The sequence below is a fragment of the Mycobacterium sp. HM-7 genome, from assembly GCF_053852335.1.
This window is the reverse complement of the sequence record NZ_CM132657.1, coordinates 4,531,396-4,549,599: the sequence shown is the minus strand read 5'-3', so window position 1 is coordinate 4,549,599 and position 18,204 is coordinate 4,531,396. Positions and strand designations below refer to the sequence as shown.

The following is an 18,204-nucleotide window of genomic DNA, read 5'->3' as shown; positions in this document are numbered from 1 at the left end:
TCAGTCGGCTTTGAGGCGGATGCGCCAGCGCACGAAGCCGAGATAGCACGCCGAGAGCAGCAGCAGGGCGCCGATGTCGGTCCACCAAGCGCCGGTGGTGTGGTGCCAGAACTTGTCATTGGGCAGCACCGGCTCGGGGACCAATCTGGTCAGATCGATCGTCGAGGCCGACGACGCGAAACCCCATCGTGCCGGGGTGAGCCAGGACAACTGATCGAGCACCACCCGGCCGGTCACCGGGATCAAGCCGCCGGAGAACACCAGCTGGCTCATCACCGCCACGACGAGCAACGGCATGATCTGCTCGGCGGATTTGGCCAAACCGGACAACGCCAGACCGGTCATGGCCGCGGCCACACACGTCATGGAGATGTCGACAAACATCTCGAGGCTGCGTCCGGGTATCACCGCACCGTTGGTGACCGAGCCGGGGCCCCAGCCTTTACCGATGATCGTGATGGCCACCACGATCGAGGACTGGACGATCGCGAATGCGGTGAACACCGCAACCTTGGCCCCCAGGTACGCGGTGGTCGAGAGGCCGACGGCCTGTTCCCGGCGGAAGATCGCCCGCTCACCGATCAGCGCGCGAATGGTCAGCGCGGTGCCCATGAAGATGGCGCCGACGTTCATCATCACCAGGATCTGGCCCGGTTCGCTCGGCGCGGCGCCGAAATCAGGTGGGCCGGCCGCGAGTGGTTTGCCGAAGCCCACACCGGACTTGTTCGCGCCGCCACCGGGCACCGAAAGTGACAGCACGCCCATGATGAACGGCAAGAACAGCAGGAACGCGGTGTAGGCGCGGTCGGCCACGACCAGCCGCACCTGTCGCCGCGCGATGGTGGAGAACTGTCGCAGCAGCGACGTCTTCGCCGGCGCGCCCAGATCGGCCGGTGTCGCCGCGGGTGGCTGCGGTGGGGGTGGCCCGGAACGTTGCAGGAATTGCTGGTGGGCCGCCTCTGGATCGCCGGCCACCGACGAGAAGATGTCGGCCCAGTTCGTGGTGCCGAGTTCGGGACCGATCTGGCTCGGTGGGCCGCAGAATGCCGTCATGCCGCCAGGCGCCAACAGCAGCACCTGATCGCAGACGTCCAGGTAGGTCAGCGAGTGTGTGACCACCAGAACGACCCGGCCGGCATCGGCCAGCTGGCGCAGCATCGTCATCACCTGCCGGTCGAGCGCCGGGTCCAGGCCTGACGTCGGCTCATCGAGGATCAGCAACGACGGCCCGGTCAGCAGCTCGAGGGCCACCGACGCACGCTTGCGCTGACCGCCGGAAAGCTTCGCCACCCGGGTATCCAGGTGCTTCGTCATCTCGAGCTCTTCGAGCACCTGCATGACGACCTGCTCGCGGTCTTCCTTCGTGGTGTCCGGTGGCAGCCGCAGCTCGGCGGCGTACATCAGGGCTTGGCGGACGGTCAGATCACCGTGCACCACGTCGTCCTGCGGCACCATGCCGATTCGGGATCGCAGCGAGGCGTACTCGGCGTGGATGTCGTGGCCCTCGAAAGTGACGGTGCCACTGGTCGGGTGCGTCAGGCCGGCGACCTGCTTGGAGAACGTCGACTTGCCGGCGCCCGACGGGCCGATCACCGCGGTCAGGGTGCCGGGACGCGCGTCCAGCGAGATGTTGTTCAGCAGGGTCTTGTTGCCCTCGATGGTCCAGGTCAGGCCGTGGACCTCGAGACCGCCGGTGCGGGTATCGGCTGTGGTGACCGTGCGGCGGGCGAGGGTGCCGCCGCTGTAGACGAGGTCGACGTTACCGATGGTGACGGTGTCGCCGTCCCGCAGCATCGCCTCCTCGACCCGCTGGCCGTTGACGAAGGTGCCGTTGATGCTCCGGTTGTCGATGATCTGCGCGCCGCCGGCGGCAGACGGAATCAAGGTCGCGTGGTGCCGGGACGCCAGGACGTCCGGGATGACGATGTCGTTGTCGGTGCCGCGGCCGATCTTGATGGCGCCCGCCGGCACCTCGGCGTTGCGGCCGGGCCGCAGGATCTTGAGCATCGTCGTGCCGAGGTTGTTCTCGCTCGGCCGTGCCATGGCAGTCGGCCCGAACTGCGTGGCCGGCGCGCTCGATTCGTCGTGGGTCGGCGCGACCTGTGCCGGCGCGGGTCGGGACATCGGCGCCGACGGCGGCGCGTACTGCTGGGGCGCGGACGGGTAACGGGGCTGTTGAGGCTGGCCGTACTGAGGCTGCGGCCCGCTCGGGTACTGCGGCTGCGGACCCGACGGGCTGAAGGTCTGGGGGCCGCTCGGGTAGCGCTGCTGCGCCGCGGACGGCGGGGTGTACGGCTGCTGGCTCGGCCAGGTGGCGCTGGGCCGGTGGTTGGTCGACGGCGCCGGGGTGACGGGCATGGACGTCGTCGGCGGCGTGCCGGCCGGTCCGAGGTGCTGGCCGACCTCGAAGGTCAGCAGCGGCCCGTCGGGGTTACCGATGTTCACCACCGAGCCGTTGTGCAGGTCGGCGGCCGGGACACGCTGCCCGTTGACGTACATGCCGTTGAGGCTGCCGTTGTCGACCGCGACCCAGCGGCCGTGGTCGAAGCGCAGCATCAGGTGCGCGCGCGAGATCAGCGGGTGTGCGACACGGAAGTCGGCGCGCAGATCGCGGCCGACGACGACGTCGTTTCCCGGAGCGAACGTACGCGTGGTGGCGTCGTGGCGAACGGTGAGCGCTGGCAATGCGGCTGGTCCAGTCATCGAAGGCAACTCTATCTGTTGCCGACGACTTTCCTGGGGACCCGCTGGGTCAGGAGTCCGGCTTGCCGGTGACCACGCAGTGCCTGACACAATGTTCGTCGTGGGTGCAATCACGCTGGACGGCAAGGCCACACGCGACGAGATCTTCACCGACCTGACCAAGCGGGTGGCGGCGCTGACCGCTGCCGGCCGGACGCCGGGTCTGGGCACCGTGCTGGTCGGTGACGACCCGGGCTCGCACGCCTACGTGCGGGGCAAGCACGCCGACTGCGCGAAGGTCGGTATCAACTCGATTCGCCGGGACCTGCCCGCCGACATCAGCCAGGACGAGCTCAACGCCGTCATCGACGAGCTGAACGCCAACCCGGAATGCACCGGCTACATCGTGCAGTTGCCGCTGCCCAAGCACCTCGACGAGAACGCCGCGCTGGAGCGCATCGATCCCGACAAGGATGCCGACGGACTGCACCCGACCAACTTGGGCCGGCTCGTCCTGAACGAGCCCGCGCCGCTGCCGTGCACGCCGCGCGGCATCGTGCACTTGCTTCGCCGCTTCGACGTACCGATCGCCGGCGCACACGTCGTGGTGATCGGCCGCGGCGTCACCGTGGGCCGGCCGATGGGCCTGCTGCTCACCCGGCGTTCGGAGAACGCGACAGTGACGTTGTGCCACACCGGAACTCGCGACCTGGCCGCGCTGACGCGGCAGGCCGACATCATCATCGCCGCCGTGGGCGTGCCGCACATGCTGACCGCTGAGATGGTCAAGCCGGGCGCGGCCGTCGTCGACGTGGGCGTCAGCCGGGTCGACGGCAAGCTCGCGGGCGACGTGCACCCCGATGTGTGGGAGGTGGCCGGTGCCATCTCGCCGAACCCCGGCGGCGTCGGTCCGCTTACCCGAGCCTTCCTGCTGGCCAATGTGGTCGAGGCGGAAGAGGCGAAACTGTCTTGACCGCAAAAGAATTCGCCCGCAAGGTGGTCGAGGCGAGCGGAGCGACGGGAAAGGTGCTCCGCGGCCAGTGGCCGATCCTGTCGGTGGGCGTGTTCTTTGTGGTGGCCTTCGCGTTGGTGATCGGCGGCTACTGGCGCCGCGGCGCGCTGGTGATGGCGATCGGTGTCGGGATCGCCGCGGCCATGCGGCTGCTGCTGACCGATGACCGCGCGGGTCTCCTCGTGGTGCGCAGCCGGATCATCGACATCGCGACGACAGCCTCGGTGAGCGCCGTGATGCTGTACGTCGCGTGGACCATCAACCCACTGGGTACTGCCTAGGTTGCCACCGGGCCGTCCTTGCGCAGCTGTGCCGGGGTGACACCGAACCATCGCTTGACCGACCTCGTCATGGACGAATGTTCGGAGTAGCCGAGGACGGCGGCGACCTGGCTCAGGGGAAGCTCGGTTTCGAGCAGAAGCCGGCGCGTCGCCGACCGGTAGACATCGGCTCGGATGTCCTCGAAAGTGGCGTGCTCGTCCGACAGTCGTCGCTGCAACGTCCGCGGATGCATGTTGAGAAGATCCGCGATCTCTGCTTTCGTGCCCCGATTGGCACCTATGGTGCTCTTCAATGTGCGCTGTACGCATTCCGAAAGGCTTTGTCCGGGTGCGGGATGACGCGTGGCGATGTACGCGATCGCCTGGCTGCGCAGGTGCGGCTTGATGGACTGGATCCGGGCCTGTAGCAGATCGCGATCCAAATGTATTGCCGCGTAGGGCTGTTCGAAAGCGACGGGTGCATCGAAATGCGCGCGGTAGGCACTGCGTTCTCCCACCGGCGAGTGCGGGAGGGACACGCCTCGCAGGCGCAGTGGAATCGGCGAAAGAGTCTGTGCCATCCGGTATGTCGACGACAGGTAAGCATCGATCAGCTGTCGCTGCGGGACCGCGCGCTCGAGTTGGACGTCGAAACGCACCGTGATGCAGCCGGGCAGATGAGGACTGGGGTCCTCGATGACCAACTCGTAGCAGGGGCTGTGAAAGAACAGGTACCGGGATGCGTTGGCTGTCGCCTCGTACACTGTGTCGCTGTTCTGCACGACCACGGCGAGCAGGCCCAGTATCGACAAATCCTGGCGGCTTCCCAGCCGGAGGCCGAGCGTGGGCAGTCGGTGCTGCCGGGCGGCATTCTCGAGCAGGAGCGCGACCGCGGCGAGGGGCACCATGGATTCGGCATCATGCAATGCGTCCGGGTCCAGTCCGCTTTGCGTGTACAACCGGTCGGGATCGCCGCCAAGGTCCCGGATGAACGGGGCGAAACCCCGCAACACACCGGCTCTGATCGACTCGTCCACGTTCGTCAGTGTCGAAATCAGTGTCTCGATATGTCAAGAGCGAGTTCCCGGCCGGACCGAAGATCAGTCCGTGAACTTCGATGAGTACCGCAGATACGACGCCACCGGGCTGGCGAAGCTGGTCGCCGACAAAGAAGTATCGGCGGCGGAACTGTTGACGCTGGCCCGGGAACGGGCCGCGGCGGTGAACCCCAAGATCAATGCCATCGTCCGCGATGTGCCTGCCACGAAACCGTCCGAGGAGCTCAGTGGTCCATTCGCGGGTGTGCCCTTCCTGATCAAGGACCTGGCGCAGGACTATGCGGGCACGCCGAGCTCACACGGATCCCGCTCGCTGAAGTCGCTGCCGGCCAAGGAACACGCGACAATCGTGCAGCGCTGGATCGACGCGGGATTGGTGATATTCGGCAAGACCAACCTGCCGGAGTTCGGCGCGAAGGCGATTTCCGAACCGGAGGTCTGGGGTCCCGCCCGCAATCCATGGGACCTGACGCGAACGCCGGGCGGATCGTCGGGCGGTTCGGCTGCCGCGGTTGCCGCGGGAATCGTGCCCTGCGCCGGCGCGAATGACGGTGGCGGATCAACGCGTATCCCGGCGGCGTGCTGCGGACTGGTCGGGCTGAAGCCCGGACGCGGGCTGACACCGTTTGGTCCCGCAGGAGGCGAGTTGATGCACGGTGCCGCGGTGCAGGGCGTCGTATCGCGGACCGTGCGTGACACCGCCGCGATGCTCGACGTGATCACCGGCGGCGAGCCCTGGGGGCCCTACGTTCCAGGTTTGCCGCCGTCGTCGTTCGCGTCGGCTGTGGGCGAGAACCCTCCGAAACTGCGAATCGGCGTACGGGTGCCGTCGGCGATCACGCCGGCGCCGCACCCTGAGGCGTTCGCGGCGGTGGCGGCAACGGTGCGAACCCTGACCGAGCTCGGCCACCACGTCGAGGAACTGCCACAGGCGCCGTTCGACGACAGCGAGTTGGCGCGAGACTTCCTGCTCACCTGGTTCGTCTTCCTGGCCTGGGAGGTCGCAGATGCCAAACGACTGACGGGTGCGGGCGATGATTCATTCGAGCGCGAGACGCTGATCATGGCCGCGCTCGGTCGCGCGACGAGCAGCGTCGACTACGTCGACGCAGTCCAGCGCCGTCACGACCACGCCCGCCGGCTCACCACGTTCTTCGGGTCCTACGACCTGCTACTGACGCCGACGTTGGCGACCCCGCCCCCGAAGATCGGCGAGTTCGATCTGCCGGCCGCGCTGCGGCCCGCGGTCGACGTACTGCTCAAGACCCGCACCGCATCCCTACTGCGATACACGAAGATCGTCGACGACATGGTGGAGAAGAACCTCGGCTGGGTGCCGTATACGCAACTGGCGAATCTGACCGGCCGCCCGGCCATCTCGTTGCCGCTGCACTGGACCGCGGACGGGCTGCCACTGGGTGTCCAGTTCGTGGCTCCACTCGGAGGTGAATCGCTACTCATCCAACTGGCCGCTCAACTCGAGCAGGCGGTGCCGTGGGCCGACCGGGTGGCGCCGCTTTAGCGGCGACGCGTTCACGCCGCGCTCGCACAGGGAATGAAATCGGACTAAAGTCCGTTTAAATCGGTCGGGTCATTCCGACCGTGAAACTTCAGCCCTGAGGAGCTCGTCATGAACACAGCACTGTGGATCGTCGCCGGCGTACTTGCGTTCGTCTTCGCCGGAAGCGGCGTCATGAAGCTGGTCGTCCCCAAGGAAAAGCTCGTGGCACAGGGCCTGGGCGGACTTGCCGACGTGGATCCGAACGCCATCCGTGGAATCGGCGTGGCCGAGGTTCTCGGTGCGATCGGTCTGATCGTGCCGCCGCTGGTGCACGTCCTTCCGGTGCTGGCCCCACTGGCCGCGGTCGGGCTGGCGCTGGTGATGGTTGGTGCGATTGTCACGCACGGTCGGCGCAAGGAGTACCCGAACGTCGCGGTCAACGTGGTGTTGCTCGGCCTGGCGCTGTTCGTGGCCTGGGGCCGGTTCGGCGCTTACGCCTTCTGATCCACCGGGGTTTGTGCACGATTTTCCGCGGTTGCCGCGGAAAATCGTGCACAAATCGCTGTCAGTGGCCGCCGGTGCGAGCGAGCCGGTCTTCGTGAATCTTCACGAGCTCGCGGAAGCCCAGTCGATGATAGTGCGGCACCGGCTGCACGCCCCAGGTGTCCTGCGCGGTTTTCTGCCCGGTCGCTTCTGCGGGTCCACCGAACGGCGCACCCGAAAAGTCATACGGGAACTTGCATTCCACCGTGTCGTCGGAATAGCGCACCTTCATCAGCTCGCTGCAGATCTGACTGAACGACAGCGTCGGCCAGCCGTACCAGACGGCCAGCGCCGGCATGGTGAACGACCCCTCGATGACGAGTCCGAACAGGCATACGAAAAGCCCGCGCTTGAGCCACTTGTGCATGTTGGCGTAGACCGGTGTGGTGCCCAGGGGGAGGGCATCCGTCGATTCTGCTTCGGTAGTGGTCATGGAATTCCTTTAGTCGCTGAAGATTTCGCGATTGACGGTGTGCAGATACGGGATGGCCAGGAACGGCGTGATGTAGAAGATGTCGTACAGCCACCAGCCGACGACCGGGAAAACCACACCGGCGTAACGGATGTCGGCGAACATCGTCATGTTGAACGTGTAGCCGATCCAGATGACGATGCCGAACCAGCAGGTGATGATGAGCCACTGATGGCCCCACCGCTTCATCTGCAGGAACGCAATACCGGCGGCGATGCGCATGGTGAACACCGTCAGGATCAGCGCCACCTCCCAGGCCTTTTCGCCCGGCGCGCCGGCCCCGCCGATCCACAGTTCGTTGTAGTGCCAGAAGTAGCCGGCGTCGAACATGTTGCCCCATGCCGTGATGATGGTGCGGTTCAGCAGCGTGTGGTTGGCCAGTAGATCCAGTGACCACCCGATGCTGTTGAGCGCGGCGTCGAGAATGACCAGATAGCCGATGAGCGTCACGATGATGGGCCGCACCGACAGCCCGGCCTTCTGCGCGCGCCGTTGCAGCCACACGCCGCGCAGGAAGAACGGCAGCCCGACGAAGCCGATGAACATCGACCCCATCAACAGCGTGCCGGTGATCAGCCAGCGGTCCGCCTGCCGTTGCGCCAGCCGGGATTCGTCGTGGTGCTGGTCGTAACTGACCGACGGGACCGCCGTCGTACTCACAGCGACCACCAGCCCCGGACGATCGACATGTGCAGCTGGATCAGGAACATCGCCAGCAGCCAGCCGTAGGCGAACAGCTGGAAGACGATCAATGCCCGTTTGCGTTTGCGATCCTGCTCGTTCATGGCCGTGAAACTCCTTTTCTGACGGGGATATTCGTGGTCAGCGGATGCCCGCTGGTTGCAGGCAGGCCGCGGCGACCTCGCGCAGGCCGTCGCCGATCGCCCCGTCGCTGCTCAGTGGGGCCAGCACCGCGGTTTCGACGGCCGACATCTCGTCGGCGCCGGCGGCGATCAGATGCGCCGCCGTGACCAACACCCGGGTGGACGGCGGCTCGAAATGGAAGGCGTCGTCGGCCTGGCGAATGCTGTTGGCGCACTGCACAAGCCGCTGTGCGGTTCCGATATCGACACCGGTTTCGCCCACCAGCACCTCGGCCTCGCGATCGGGCGCCAGGTACGTCATCGCGATGGTGACGAACCGCTGCCGGAACGACGGCTTGAGGTCCTTGAGCGAATGCCGGTAAGCCGGGTTGTATGAGCAGACCAGAAGGAAAGACTCGGGTGCGGGCACCACCTCACCGGCGCGATCCAGATACAGGGTGCGTCGGTGATCGGTGAGCGAGTGCAGGATCGCCAGTGAGTCGTGGCGCGCTTCGACCACCTCGTCGAGGTAGCAGATGGCGCCGTCTTTGACGGCGCGGGTCAATGGCCCGTCGGTCCAGCGGACGTCGCCACCGGCGACGACGAACCGGCCGACCAGGTCCGAACTTGTGAGGTCGTCATGACAGCTGATGGTGACCACGGGGCGTCGCAGCAGAGTGCCCATGTGCTCGACGAAGCGGGTCTTGCCGCAGCCCGTCGGCCCGGTGAGCATGACCGGCAGCCGCCGTTGATACGCCTGGCTGAAGGTGGTCACTTCGTTGCCTGCGGGCAGGTACGGCGAATCGGTTGCGGCCCAATCCTTCATGCGGATACCAACTCTCGGTGGACGTGCGCCAGGACGCGGGGGAGTTCCTCGATGTGGCGAATCCGCCGGGACCGCCGCGGCCCGAAGACCTCGGGCAACGGATCGACCCGCACGGGTCCCAGACCGAGGTAGTAGACGCCGACGCCGGCGTCGGCGGCCTCATCGACAGCGTGTGCGACGTCGGCCCACGCATATCGGCCTTCGTACCCCTCGTCGGAGATCAGGCCGTCGCCGATCACGATGAGAAGCCGACGCCCGGCGGGCTGGCTCAGCAGGCGGCTGGTCAGGTGGCGGATGGGTGCGCCGAGGCGCGTGTACCCGCCTGTGGTCAGGCCGGACCGGCTGGGTAACGCAAAGTGGTTGTCGGTGAAGTCTTTCAGGCACCGAACCTCGACGCGGTGCCGGGTGTTGCCGCTGAAGACGAAGATCCCGTGGCGCTCGCGCGCGACCGTCATGGCCCGCGAAAGCGCGTCGGCGCAGGACAATTCGAGGTCGAAAACCCGGCCCTGATGGACGCCCAACGAGGAGCTGCCGTCCATGAGCACCGCGGTGACGGTGTCGCGTGTGCTCGGCAGCAGGGCGCGGAACACCTTCGGGTCCTGCTGCGACCCGGCCCGTCCGTCCGCGTAGGCCGCGACGTAGGCGTCGACATCGAGGTCGCTGCCGTCCTCCAATCGGTTGACCATCGTGCGATGCGTCGGTTCGTCGAACCAGCGCCGGATGTCGGGCGACGCGCCGCCGCGCCGGTCGTGCCGGGTCTGCCGGCGCTCCAGGACCGCGACGTGGTCGGGCAAGAACGCCCCGCGCCACGAATTCCATTCGGGGTAGGGGATTCCGGCGCGTTGCCCGGGCCGGACGTCGAGGTCGTCGTCCTCGGGCCGGCTGGCCGGGGGCAGGTTGGCGTTGCGCACTCCGCCTTCGCCGCCGACGGGGATCGACATGAGGCGCTGGGTGTCCGAGCGGGACGAGGACCACGGCATGCGCCCGAGCGTCCGCCGCATCGCGCTCGCCAGCGTGCGGCCCGCCGCCGCGCTCAGGGGCGGTGCCCCGAGTAGGGGGTAGTCCGCCAGGCGCGCACCGGATCGCGCCAATGTGTCTGTTCGGCTGAGGATTTCGCTCACGTCGAGTTCAGGAGCGGCCGGCTCCAGTCCGGGCAGTACCCGACGTGCCTCGGGGAGCAGGCCGGGCCAGCGCGCGGCCACCCAGCCCAGCGCGACCCCACCCTCGACCTGGCGGAGCGCACCGAGTTCGCGCTGCGACAACCGGTGCAGCGGGTACCGCGCGATCCGGTCCTTCGACGGTGCGCACTGTAGGGCGACACCACAGGTGTAGGTCCGCAGTGACCAGTCGGGGACGAGCGCCGGGTACGGGACGTGGACGACAGCGCGGCTCGCGCTCAGCCCGAAGCGCCGCTGCTCGCCGGAGATCAGCCGCACGCCGGCCCGCCGCCGCTCGGACAGCGCCACCGCGGTCAGCGCGCAGGCACGTTCGAGTTCTGCGGCAGTAATCGACTGGGACACTTGTGGACCGGCCGGCTCAGAAGGTGCCGATGTTCGAGAACATCCAGTACCAGAACGCGATGAGGGCGGCCATGGCTCCCCATGCGATGGCGAGCCGGGCGATCTCCTGCCACATGCTGTCTCCTCCGGTTATCGGGCTGCGATACCTCGCAGCGCGGTGTTGACGAAGTTGTCGAGCAGCGCGGTGCGGATCTGGTCCGCGCCACGGCTCGTGGTCAGCAGGGCATAGAGGCTGAGCAGGAAGTACACCGCGCTGTGGAACGGGTCGACATCCGCGTCTGCCTCACCGGCCTGGCGCGCCCGCTCGATCTCCTGGACGACCAGCACGATCACCCGGTGGTCGGTCCATTCATCGTCGAGCGGGCGGTTCGAGGAGAAGTGCAGGGCCAGTACGTCTTTGAAGAGCAGCCGGCCGAGCCGTTGTTCGACGGCCACGATGACCCGGACCACCTCGTTCAGTGCCTCTTCGAGGGTGTGCGGCGTCTGCAGGAACGCGGCGAGCTCGCGGCCGGCGGATTCCTCGGCTTGACGTTCGAGCTCGAAGAGCACGTGCTCCTTCGTCGGGAAGTGGAAGTAGAACGTGCCGTGTGCGACGCCGGCCGATCTGATGATGGCTCCGACGTCGGCATCTGCCATACCCGCGCGCTTGAACTCGGTGATCGCGGCATCAAGGACGCGCTGGCGGGTTTCGAGACGTTTGGCTTCTCGCAGCGACGGTTTGGCGGTGGCGCGGGTCATGGTGGCTCAAGTTGTACCCGCTTTACTGACCTGAGTCAATGACTTGAGTCAGTCATATTCACAGGAAATTGCCTGCTGGGCAAAGTTGCCCGGTGTGCAAAATTATCTGTACGGTGGCGGCATGCCCGAATCAGCTGAAACTGGTCTGCGCGAACGAAAGAAGCTCGACACCCGTCGGGCGCTCAGTGACGCGGCGCTGCAACTGGCGTTCGACCGCGGCGGGCTGGACGCCGTCACGCGCGAGGAGATCGCGGCGCTGGCAGGAGTGTCGTTGCGGACGTTCAACAACTACTTCGCCGGTAAGTACGAGGCGCTGGCCTACCGCATCGCCGAGCGGATGCGGCGCAGTGTCGCGGTGTTTCGGTCGCGGCCGGTCGACGAGCCGCTGTGGACATCGATCATCGAGGCGGTGACGGGCACCCTCGAGGAGGAGATGGTCGACATCACCGGTGCCGATCTCATCCCAGACCGCCGCGAGCTCGTCGAAGTGCGAAAACTCATGATGCGAACCGAAGTTCGTAACGCGGTCCCGCAGATCCTCTACCAGGACTGGGTGGCGGCCATCGCCGAGCGCACGGGTCTCGGCCCCGACGACATGTACCCGCGCCTCGTGGTGGCCGTGGTGCGCGCCATCGGGGACACCGCGATGGAGGCGTACGCGAACGCCGATCCGCCGGTGGCCATCACCGGCCTGATGCGTGCGGGTTTCGACGCCGTCATCGCGGGACTGCCTGAACCGACCAGAACGAAGGAGTGACCATGCCCGCTGACGTCGTGATTTCCGGCGCCGGACCCAACGGCCTGATGATGGCCTGCGAACTGGCCCTCGCCGGCATCAAACCGGTCATCCTCGATGCGCTGCCCGGACCGGGCGACGAGCCCAAGGCCAACGGCCTTGTCGGACAGGTGATCCGGCAGCTCGACATGCGTGGTCTCTACCAGGCATTCATGGGCGATCCCAACCCGCCGCAGCCGGCTTACGGCTGGATGTTCGCCGGGTTGCCACTGAATTTCGTTGGTGTCGAGGATAATCCGATGCGTGCGGTGCTGATGAAGCAACCGCGCCTGGTGCAGTTGCTGTATGAGCGGGCGCAAGCTCTCGGGATCGAGGTCCGATGGGGACACGCCGTGACCGCTTTGTCGGCAGGGTCCGACGGCGTCACGGTCGAGGTGGCCGGGCCTGACGGCGCCTATGTGCTGGAATCGGATTGGCTGGTCGGAGCCGACGGGGGCCGCAGCACTGTCCGCAAGCAGTCGGGTATCGGCTTCCCCGGCCACACGTCACCGACAGTCGCGCGGTTGGCGCACGTGCGGGTTCCTGATGAATTCCGCACCGCGGACGGCGCGTTCGACGTTCCGGGTTTCGGGCCGATTCCTTTCGGGCACAACCGTTACGACACCGGCATGGTGATGTTCTTCGAGGCCCACGGCGATCCGCCGATGTTGGGCACCATGGAGTTCCGTCCCGAGCCGGACGGCGCGGCCGGGGAGTTGACGCACGACGAGCTGAGGCAGAGTCTGCGTCGGGTACTCGGCGTCGACGTGCCGTTCGAACCGCCGGCTGGGCCGGGTCCTTTTGCGATGCGCCGCATCGACGGCCAGAACACCCGACAGGCGGACGCGTACCGCGCCGGCCGCGTCCTGCTCATCGGTGACGCCGCACATGTGCATTCGGCGATGGGCGGTCCGGGACTCAACCTCGGTCTGCAGGACACGTTGAATCTGGGCTGGAAGTTGGGTGCCGTCGTCAATGGCTGGGCCCCTGCGGAATTGCTCGATACCTATGAGTCCGAGCGCTATCCGGTCGGCGAGCGCGTCATGATGCACTCACTGGCCCAGATCGCGCTCACCGCGCCCGGGCCCGAGGTGCGTGCCTTGCGCACGCTTCTCGGCGAACTCTTCCAGCTGCCCGATGCGACCGCCCATATGGCCGGACTGCTGGCCGGTGCGGACGTTCGCTACGACATGGGTGGCGTCCCGCACCGATTGACCGGATACATGGTGCCGGAGGCCGAGCTGGACGACGGACGTCGTCTCACGGATCTGCTGCACAGCGGAAGGGGTGTGTTGCTCGACCTCTCGGGCGGCGCGGTGGCGGCGGTCGCCACACCGTGGGGTCGCCGCGTGGACACGGTGGTCGCCGTCATGGCCGACGGACCCGCCGCCGTGCTGATCCGGCCGGACGGCTACGTCGCCTGGGCCGCAGACGATTTCGCCGCGACGGATGCCGACAACCTGCGCGCGGCGCTGGAGCGCTGGTTCGGTCCGGCCGAGATCAGCGCCTGAGCGCGCGGCGCGCGACGCCGGGGTGGGCGGCGAGTTTGGGCCCGAGAAGCAGGGCGAAGATTGTCACCGCAAGCCAGGGCCGCAGGTGCGGGCGCAGCCGCCGGATCAACCCGGCGTCGTCGAGCTCGAACACCAGGGCATCGGTGATGGTGAGGCCCGCGATACGGCCCCGGCTCACCGCGACGCGCGTCGTTCCGTCGCCGATGGCGTTCTCCCACTCCAGGTCTCGCATACCGGAGTAGACCGCGGTCAGCAGGACGCGGAGGTCGTCCCGGCCGCGGAACACCATGCGTCCCGACAGAGGAGAGGTCAACTCGGCGTCGGGAGCCAGTGCGGCCAGGTACCTGTCGACATCCCCGTTGCGGGTGGCGGCGCAGAACGCCGCGACCGAATCCGTGCTTGTCGTCATCAGAACCCCCTGCGGGTCGCTTGCGATTTGCAACCCACTTAAACAGAGTCCATGGTGAAAAGCAATGGACTACGCTTGTCCGGTGTCCAAACAGTCCTTCGGCGACATTTCCTGCTCGATCGCGCGCGCGCTCGACGTCGTGGGCCAACGGTGGGCGGCCCTCGTGTTGCGAGACCTGTTCGCGGGCATGGCCCGGTTCGAGGACATCCGACGCGATCTCGGCATCGCCTCGAACGTCCTGGCTGCGCGTCTCGACGAGCTGGAACGCCACGCGATCGTGGCACGGCGCCAATACCAGAGCGCGCCACCGCGTTTCGAATACGTACTCACCGACAAGGGGCGGGACCTCTACCCGGTGATCGTGACCCTGCTCGCGTGGGGCGACAAGTGGGCCGCCGGCGACGACGGGCCCCCGGCGCTATTGCTTCATGACGAATGCGGCTGTGTCACAACGGCAAAGACCGTGTGTTCCGAATGCGGCGGGGAACTCGAGGCGCTGTCGACGACCGCGGTACCCGGGCCCGGGGCGCGAGTCGGCCCGGGTACCGCGGTCATCGGAGAGTTTCTGATTCCCGGCGAACCGGAGGCCTAGGCCAGGGTCGCCCGCACGCAATGCGTGACGTACGGCAACGCCAGCCCCGTGCTGCTGGCCAGCGCCGGATGCGTGCTCAGCAACTCACGCACTTCACCCAGCACCTTGCGCCGCACGTCGGCGGGCGAGGTGATGCAGTAGCTCCGTGACGCGACGAGGTCCAGAAGCGCCTGCGGCGTAAGGTAACTCGTCCACTCGAAGCGGTGAGTCTCGATGTCGGTGAACGTATCCGACAGCGATTCGGCGGACGGGTCGTGCTCGCAGCCGATGATGCGGTTCAGTTCTTTGACCCAGCCCAGCCGCTCGTCGCGGATGTTCCAGACCAGGCCGAGTCGGCCGCCCGGACGCAGCACCCGGGCCACTTCGGCCGCCGCCCGGTCCGGGTCGAACCAGTGCCAGGCCTGCGCGACCAGGACCGCGTCGACGCTGTTGTCCGGCAACGGGATTTCCTCGGCCGTACCGAGCAGGGCCGGCACCGACGGCAGTGACCCGCTGAGCACATCGAGCATCTCGGGGATGGGATCGACGGCCGTGACCGCCAGCCCGCGTTCCGCCAGCCGGACCGTCAGCTTGCCGGTACCGGCACCGAGGTCGAGGACGTCGACTGCTCCGGTGGGCAGCAGCCAGTTGATGGACTCCGGCGGATATGAGGGGCGCCCCCGCTCGTAGGCGGCGGCCTGCTCCCCAAAGGACAGCGAGCGTTCGCCCGTCACCGCGAGGCCAAGTCCAGCGTCTGGCGGATCAGCAGACCCACTTTGTCGGTCTCGACCAGGAAACCGTCATGGCCGAAGTCGGATTCGATGACCTCGAGACCCGGACAGCCCGGCAGCAACGAGGCGAGCTCTTCCTGCAGCCGGATGGGGTACAGCCGGTCGGAGGTGATGCCCCCGACAATCACCGGCACCGGGCACCTGGACAACGCCGCCGCGACCCCGCCCCGTCCACGACCGACGTCGTGACTGCTCAGCGCGTCCGTCAGCGCCACGTAGGTACCCGCATCGAACCGCGCGGCCAGCTTGCGGCCCTGGTACTCCAGATAGCTCTCGACGGCGTAAAGGCCGTCGGTGGAACTCTTTTCATGGTTCTGCGCGGTGTTGCGGAACCGGTCGTCGAGTTCCTTCTCGCCGCGGTACGTCAGGTGCGCGAACCGGCGGGCGATCTGGATACCGTCGTCCGGGGTGAGGCCCGTCCCGTAGTAGTCGCCGCCGGCCCAGTTCGGGTCGGCCTTGATGGCCGCGACCTGTGCGCACTGGGTGCCGATCTGGTCGGCGGTGGCACGGGCGCCGACCGCCAGGACGAGTCCGGCCCGCACCGTATCGGGGTGTCCCACAAGCCATTCGAGCGCCCGCGCGCCGCCCATCGAGCCGCCGACGACCGCGGCCACCTGGGTGATGCCGAGCGCGGCCAGGGCCGCCAGATCGGCATTCACCTGGTCCCGCACGGTGATGGCGGGAAACCGTGAGCCCCAGGGCTTTCCGTCGGGAGCGAGCGAGCTGGGGCCGGTCGACCCGCGGCAGCCGCCGAGCACGTTGGTGGCGACGGCGCACCAGCGGTCGGTATCGATCGGGGCACCCGGGCCGGCGACGCCGTCCCACCAGCCGCCCGTCGGATGGTCGGGCCCGGCCGGACCGGTGACGTGGGAGTCACCGGTCAGGGCGTGCAGCACCATCACGACGTTGTCGGCGGTGGGCGACAGCTGACCCCAGCGCTGCACCGCGATGGACACGTCGGGCAGCACGATGCCGCTCTCCAGCGTCAGCGAGCCGATGTTGACCACACCGGTCTCGCCTTCGGCAGGCAGCAGCGGCGCTGCGGAAATGTCAGACACGGGCACGTCGATGATCGTCACACCAAGGCCGCCTTTCGGTCGGCACCCCCCACCGAGCCGGCGGCAGCGAAACCCTGCTCCAGGTCGGCGAGGATGTCTTCGATGCCCTCGATGCCGACAGCAAGGCGCACCAGGCCGGGGGTGACTCCGGAGGCCAGCTGCTCCTCGGCGGTCAGCTGCTGGTGGGTGGTCGACGCCGGGTGGATCACCAGCGACCGGACGTCGCCGATGTTGGCGACATGGCTGTGCAGCGTCAGGGCGTTCACGAACGCCTTGCCCGCTTCGACACCGCCGGTCAGTTCGAACGACAGCACCGCACCGGTGCCCTTGGGGGCCAGCTTGCGGCCCAGCTCGTACCACGGGGACGACGGCAGGCCGGCGTAGTTCACCGAGAGCACGTCGGGGCGGCCCTCGAGGTACTCGGCGACCTTCTGCGCGTTGGACACATGGCGTTCAACGCGCAGCGACAGCGTTTCCAATCCCTGCGCGATCAGGAAGGCGTTGAAAGGCGCGAGGGCACTGCCCAGATCGCGCAGCAGCTGCACCCGCGCCTTGAGCGCGTAGGCCGGTGCGCCGAGGTCGGCGAACACCACACCGTGGTAGCTCGGGTCCGGCTCGGTAAAGCCCGGGAACTTGCCGTTGGTCCAGTCGAATTTTCCACCGTCGACGATGACGCCGGCGATCGCCGAACCGTGTCCGCCCAGGTACTTGGTGGCCGAGTGCACGACGATGTCGGCACCGTGGGCCAGCGGCTGGATCAGGTACGGGGTCGCGACGGTGTTGTCGACGATCAGCGGGACGCCGTTGTCGTGGGCCACCGCGGAGACGCCCGGGATGTCCAGGATGTCGATCTTGGGGTTCGAGATGGTCTCGGCGAAGAAGGCCTTGGTGTTCGGCCGGACCGCGGCCCGCCACGACTCGAGGTCGTCGGGGTCGGCCACGAAGCTGACGTCGACGCCCAGCTTGGGCAGTGTGTAGTGCAGCAGGTTGTAGGTGCCGCCGTACAGCCGCGGCGAGGCCACGATGTGGTCGCCGGTGCCGGCGATGTTCAGGATCGCGAAGGTCGCGGCGGCCTGTCCGGAGGACAGGAACAGCGCGGCCACGCCGCCCTCGAGAGCGGCGACGCGCTGCTCGACCACGTCGGTGGTCGGGTTCATGATGCGGGTGTAGATGTTGCCCGGCTCGGCCAACCCGAACAGCGCGGCGGCGTGGTCGGTGTCGCGGAACGTGTACGACGTCGTCTGGTAGATCGGCAACGCACGGGCACTGGTGGCGCTGTCGGGGTTCTGACCTGCGTGGATCTGCTTCGTCTCGAAGCTCCAGCGCGCGGTGGGGTCGATGGCCTCAGTGGTCATGTTGGGGGTGTCTCCTGTGAGTTTTTAGGTACGACGAATGGGCTCGCGAACTCTGCGAATCACGGACAGCGACACATAGAAGCCTCCACTCACCCAGTCATCCGGGTCCGTGTGGCGGACCCGCGCTTGCCTCGCAGCCGATGCTTGACTGCTCAACCTGGTCGTCTCCCGGGGCACCCCACCGCGGATGGAGGGTTGCCGGCCAGCAAGCCGGGGCTTGACGCTGGCACTCATGACCGGATTCGAGGGTATCTCAAGTAGCTGGGCAACTGCTAGCTGGTGCCGCCGGCGTGGGCGGGAGACGGTATGCCGCTGGCGG

The 18,204-nt window shown here is 67.3% G+C and carries 19 protein-coding genes and 1 riboswitch; of the genes, 7 read left to right on the top strand and 12 right to left on the bottom strand.

Features of this window, described 5'->3' with window-relative positions; genetic code table 11:
• The gene (locus ACWW1C_RS21890) at positions 1-2,703 is read right to left on the bottom strand and encodes an FHA domain-containing protein (protein ID WP_455980228.1); all 2,703 of its coding nucleotides are present in this window, start codon (positions 2,701-2,703) and stop codon (positions 1-3) included.
• Between the two features lie 100 nt (positions 2,704-2,803).
• On the opposite strand from ACWW1C_RS21890, the gene ACWW1C_RS21885 reads away from it, so the two are divergent.
• Together ACWW1C_RS21885 and ACWW1C_RS21880 are read left to right on the top strand one after the other, a co-directional pair.
• Positions 2,804-3,655, top strand: coding sequence for a bifunctional methylenetetrahydrofolate dehydrogenase/methenyltetrahydrofolate cyclohydrolase (locus tag ACWW1C_RS21885; protein ID WP_455980227.1), 852 nt, complete (start codon positions 2,804-2,806; stop codon positions 3,653-3,655).
• Positions 3,652-3,975: a DUF3017 domain-containing protein gene (locus ACWW1C_RS21880; protein WP_455980226.1), complete on the top strand. Its 324-nt coding sequence runs from the start codon at positions 3,652-3,654 to the stop codon at positions 3,973-3,975. Before ACWW1C_RS21885 ends, ACWW1C_RS21880 begins: the two co-directional genes overlap by 4 nt.
• Here the strand turns inward: ACWW1C_RS21880 and ACWW1C_RS21875 are convergent.
• Positions 3,972-4,991, bottom strand: a complete 1,020-nt coding sequence (locus ACWW1C_RS21875; RefSeq protein ID WP_455980225.1) for an AraC family transcriptional regulator — start codon at positions 4,989-4,991, stop codon at positions 3,972-3,974. The genes ACWW1C_RS21880 and ACWW1C_RS21875 overlap by 4 nt on opposite strands.
• Before the next feature lie 70 nt (positions 4,992-5,061).
• On the opposite strand from ACWW1C_RS21875, the gene ACWW1C_RS21870 reads away from it, so the two are divergent.
• Together ACWW1C_RS21870 and ACWW1C_RS21865 are read left to right on the top strand one after the other, a co-directional pair.
• Positions 5,062-6,534, top strand: a complete 1,473-nt coding sequence (locus ACWW1C_RS21870; protein ID WP_455980224.1) for an amidase — start codon at positions 5,062-5,064, stop codon at positions 6,532-6,534.
• A gap of 108 nt (positions 6,535-6,642) precedes the next feature.
• Positions 6,643-7,017: a DoxX family protein gene (locus ACWW1C_RS21865; RefSeq protein ID WP_455980223.1), complete on the top strand. Its 375-nt coding sequence runs from the start codon at positions 6,643-6,645 to the stop codon at positions 7,015-7,017.
• 61 nt (positions 7,018-7,078) lie between these two features.
• On the opposite strand, the gene ACWW1C_RS21860 is transcribed toward ACWW1C_RS21865, so the two are convergent.
• The 6 genes from ACWW1C_RS21860 to ACWW1C_RS21835 all read right to left on the bottom strand — a co-directional run bounded on the left by ACWW1C_RS21860 (position 7,079) and on the right by ACWW1C_RS21835 (position 11,415).
• Positions 7,079-7,489: a hypothetical protein gene (locus ACWW1C_RS21860; protein ID WP_455980222.1), complete on the bottom strand. Its 411-nt coding sequence runs from the start codon at positions 7,487-7,489 to the stop codon at positions 7,079-7,081.
• A 9-nt stretch (positions 7,490-7,498) separates the two neighbouring features.
• The gene (locus tag ACWW1C_RS21855; RefSeq protein WP_455980221.1) at positions 7,499-8,188 is read right to left on the bottom strand and encodes a hypothetical protein; all 690 of its coding nucleotides are present in this window, start codon (positions 8,186-8,188) and stop codon (positions 7,499-7,501) included.
• Positions 8,185-8,313: a hypothetical protein gene (locus ACWW1C_RS21850; RefSeq protein WP_256370088.1), complete on the bottom strand. Its 129-nt coding sequence runs from the start codon at positions 8,311-8,313 to the stop codon at positions 8,185-8,187. The genes ACWW1C_RS21855 and ACWW1C_RS21850 overlap by 4 nt, the downstream gene beginning before the upstream one ends.
• Before the next feature lie 37 nt (positions 8,314-8,350).
• On the bottom strand, positions 8,351-9,157 hold the full coding sequence (locus ACWW1C_RS21845) for an AAA family ATPase (RefSeq protein ID WP_455980220.1): 807 nt from the start codon (positions 9,155-9,157) through the stop codon (positions 8,351-8,353).
• On the bottom strand, positions 9,154-10,677 hold the full coding sequence (locus ACWW1C_RS21840) for a VWA domain-containing protein (RefSeq protein WP_455980219.1): 1,524 nt from the start codon (positions 10,675-10,677) through the stop codon (positions 9,154-9,156). The genes ACWW1C_RS21845 and ACWW1C_RS21840 overlap by 4 nt, the downstream gene beginning before the upstream one ends.
• 129 nt (positions 10,678-10,806) lie before the next feature.
• Positions 10,807-11,415: a TetR family transcriptional regulator gene (locus tag ACWW1C_RS21835; RefSeq protein ID WP_455980218.1), complete on the bottom strand. Its 609-nt coding sequence runs from the start codon at positions 11,413-11,415 to the stop codon at positions 10,807-10,809.
• 121 nt (positions 11,416-11,536) lie between these two features.
• On the opposite strand from ACWW1C_RS21835, the gene ACWW1C_RS21830 reads away from it, so the two are divergent.
• On the top strand, positions 11,537-12,172 hold the full coding sequence (locus ACWW1C_RS21830; RefSeq protein WP_455980217.1) for an acyl-CoA-like ligand-binding transcription factor: 636 nt from the start codon (positions 11,537-11,539) through the stop codon (positions 12,170-12,172).
• A gap of 2 nt (positions 12,173-12,174) precedes the next feature.
• Positions 12,175-13,701, top strand: a complete 1,527-nt coding sequence (locus ACWW1C_RS21825; protein WP_455980216.1) for an FAD-dependent monooxygenase — start codon at positions 12,175-12,177, stop codon at positions 13,699-13,701.
• Here ACWW1C_RS21825 and ACWW1C_RS21820 read toward each other — a convergent pair.
• Entirely contained in the window at positions 13,691-14,110 is a 420-nt protein-coding gene (locus ACWW1C_RS21820; protein WP_455980215.1) for a nuclear transport factor 2 family protein, read from the bottom strand. The genes ACWW1C_RS21825 and ACWW1C_RS21820 overlap by 11 nt on opposite strands.
• A gap of 82 nt (positions 14,111-14,192) precedes the next feature.
• Between ACWW1C_RS21820 and ACWW1C_RS21815 the strand changes: the two genes are divergently transcribed.
• Positions 14,193-14,702, top strand: a complete 510-nt coding sequence (locus ACWW1C_RS21815) for a winged helix-turn-helix transcriptional regulator (RefSeq protein ID WP_455980214.1) — start codon at positions 14,193-14,195, stop codon at positions 14,700-14,702.
• Here the strand turns inward: ACWW1C_RS21815 and ACWW1C_RS21810 are convergent.
• The 3 genes from ACWW1C_RS21810 to ACWW1C_RS21800 are packed head-to-tail and all read right to left on the bottom strand — an operon-like array spanning position 14,699 to position 17,885.
• Complete coding sequence (locus ACWW1C_RS21810; protein ID WP_455980213.1) at positions 14,699-15,415, bottom strand: class I SAM-dependent methyltransferase; 717 nt, start codon at positions 15,413-15,415, stop codon at positions 14,699-14,701. The two genes, ACWW1C_RS21815 and ACWW1C_RS21810, sit on opposite strands and share 4 nt — an antisense overlap.
• Complete coding sequence (gene metX / locus ACWW1C_RS21805) at positions 15,412-16,551, bottom strand: homoserine O-acetyltransferase MetX (RefSeq protein WP_455980212.1); 1,140 nt, start codon at positions 16,549-16,551, stop codon at positions 15,412-15,414. Before metX ends, ACWW1C_RS21810 begins: the two co-directional genes overlap by 4 nt.
• A complete protein-coding gene (locus ACWW1C_RS21800; RefSeq protein WP_455980211.1) occupies positions 16,548-17,885 on the bottom strand; it encodes a bifunctional o-acetylhomoserine/o-acetylserine sulfhydrylase in 1,338 nt (445 codons plus the stop codon). Before ACWW1C_RS21800 ends, metX begins: the two co-directional genes overlap by 4 nt.
• A gap of 117 nt (positions 17,886-18,002) precedes the next feature.
• A riboswitch (SAM riboswitch) is annotated at positions 18,003-18,123 on the bottom strand.
• Positions 18,124-18,204 lie beyond the last annotated feature (81 nt).

What these genes read in the sequence shown, in the direction of transcription:
- ACWW1C_RS21860 (WP_455980222.1), bottom strand. Translation starts at nt 7,489, where the DNA reads ATGACCACTACCGAAGCAGAATCGACGGATGCCCTCCCCCTGGGCACC.
- ACWW1C_RS21820 (WP_455980215.1), bottom strand. Translation starts at nt 14,110, where the DNA reads ATGACGACAAGCACGGATTCGGTCGCGGCGTTCTGCGCCGCCACCCGC.
- ACWW1C_RS21800 (WP_455980211.1), bottom strand. Translation starts at nt 17,885, where the DNA reads ATGACCACTGAGGCCATCGACCCCACCGCGCGCTGGAGCTTCGAGACG.
- ACWW1C_RS21830 (WP_455980217.1), top strand. Translation starts at nt 11,537, where the DNA reads ATGCCCGAATCAGCTGAAACTGGTCTGCGCGAACGAAAGAAGCTCGAC.
- ACWW1C_RS21825 (WP_455980216.1), top strand. Translation starts at nt 12,175, where the DNA reads ATGCCCGCTGACGTCGTGATTTCCGGCGCCGGACCCAACGGCCTGATG.
- ACWW1C_RS21850 (WP_256370088.1), bottom strand. Translation starts at nt 8,313, where the DNA reads ATGAACGAGCAGGATCGCAAACGCAAACGGGCATTGATCGTCTTCCAG.
- ACWW1C_RS21835 (WP_455980218.1), bottom strand. Translation starts at nt 11,415, where the DNA reads ATGACCCGCGCCACCGCCAAACCGTCGCTGCGAGAAGCCAAACGTCTC.
- ACWW1C_RS21890 (WP_455980228.1), bottom strand. Translation starts at nt 2,703, where the DNA reads ATGACTGGACCAGCCGCATTGCCAGCGCTCACCGTTCGCCACGACGCC.
- ACWW1C_RS21845 (WP_455980220.1), bottom strand. Translation starts at nt 9,157, where the DNA reads ATGAAGGATTGGGCCGCAACCGATTCGCCGTACCTGCCCGCAGGCAAC.
- ACWW1C_RS21865 (WP_455980223.1), top strand. Translation starts at nt 6,643, where the DNA reads ATGAACACAGCACTGTGGATCGTCGCCGGCGTACTTGCGTTCGTCTTC.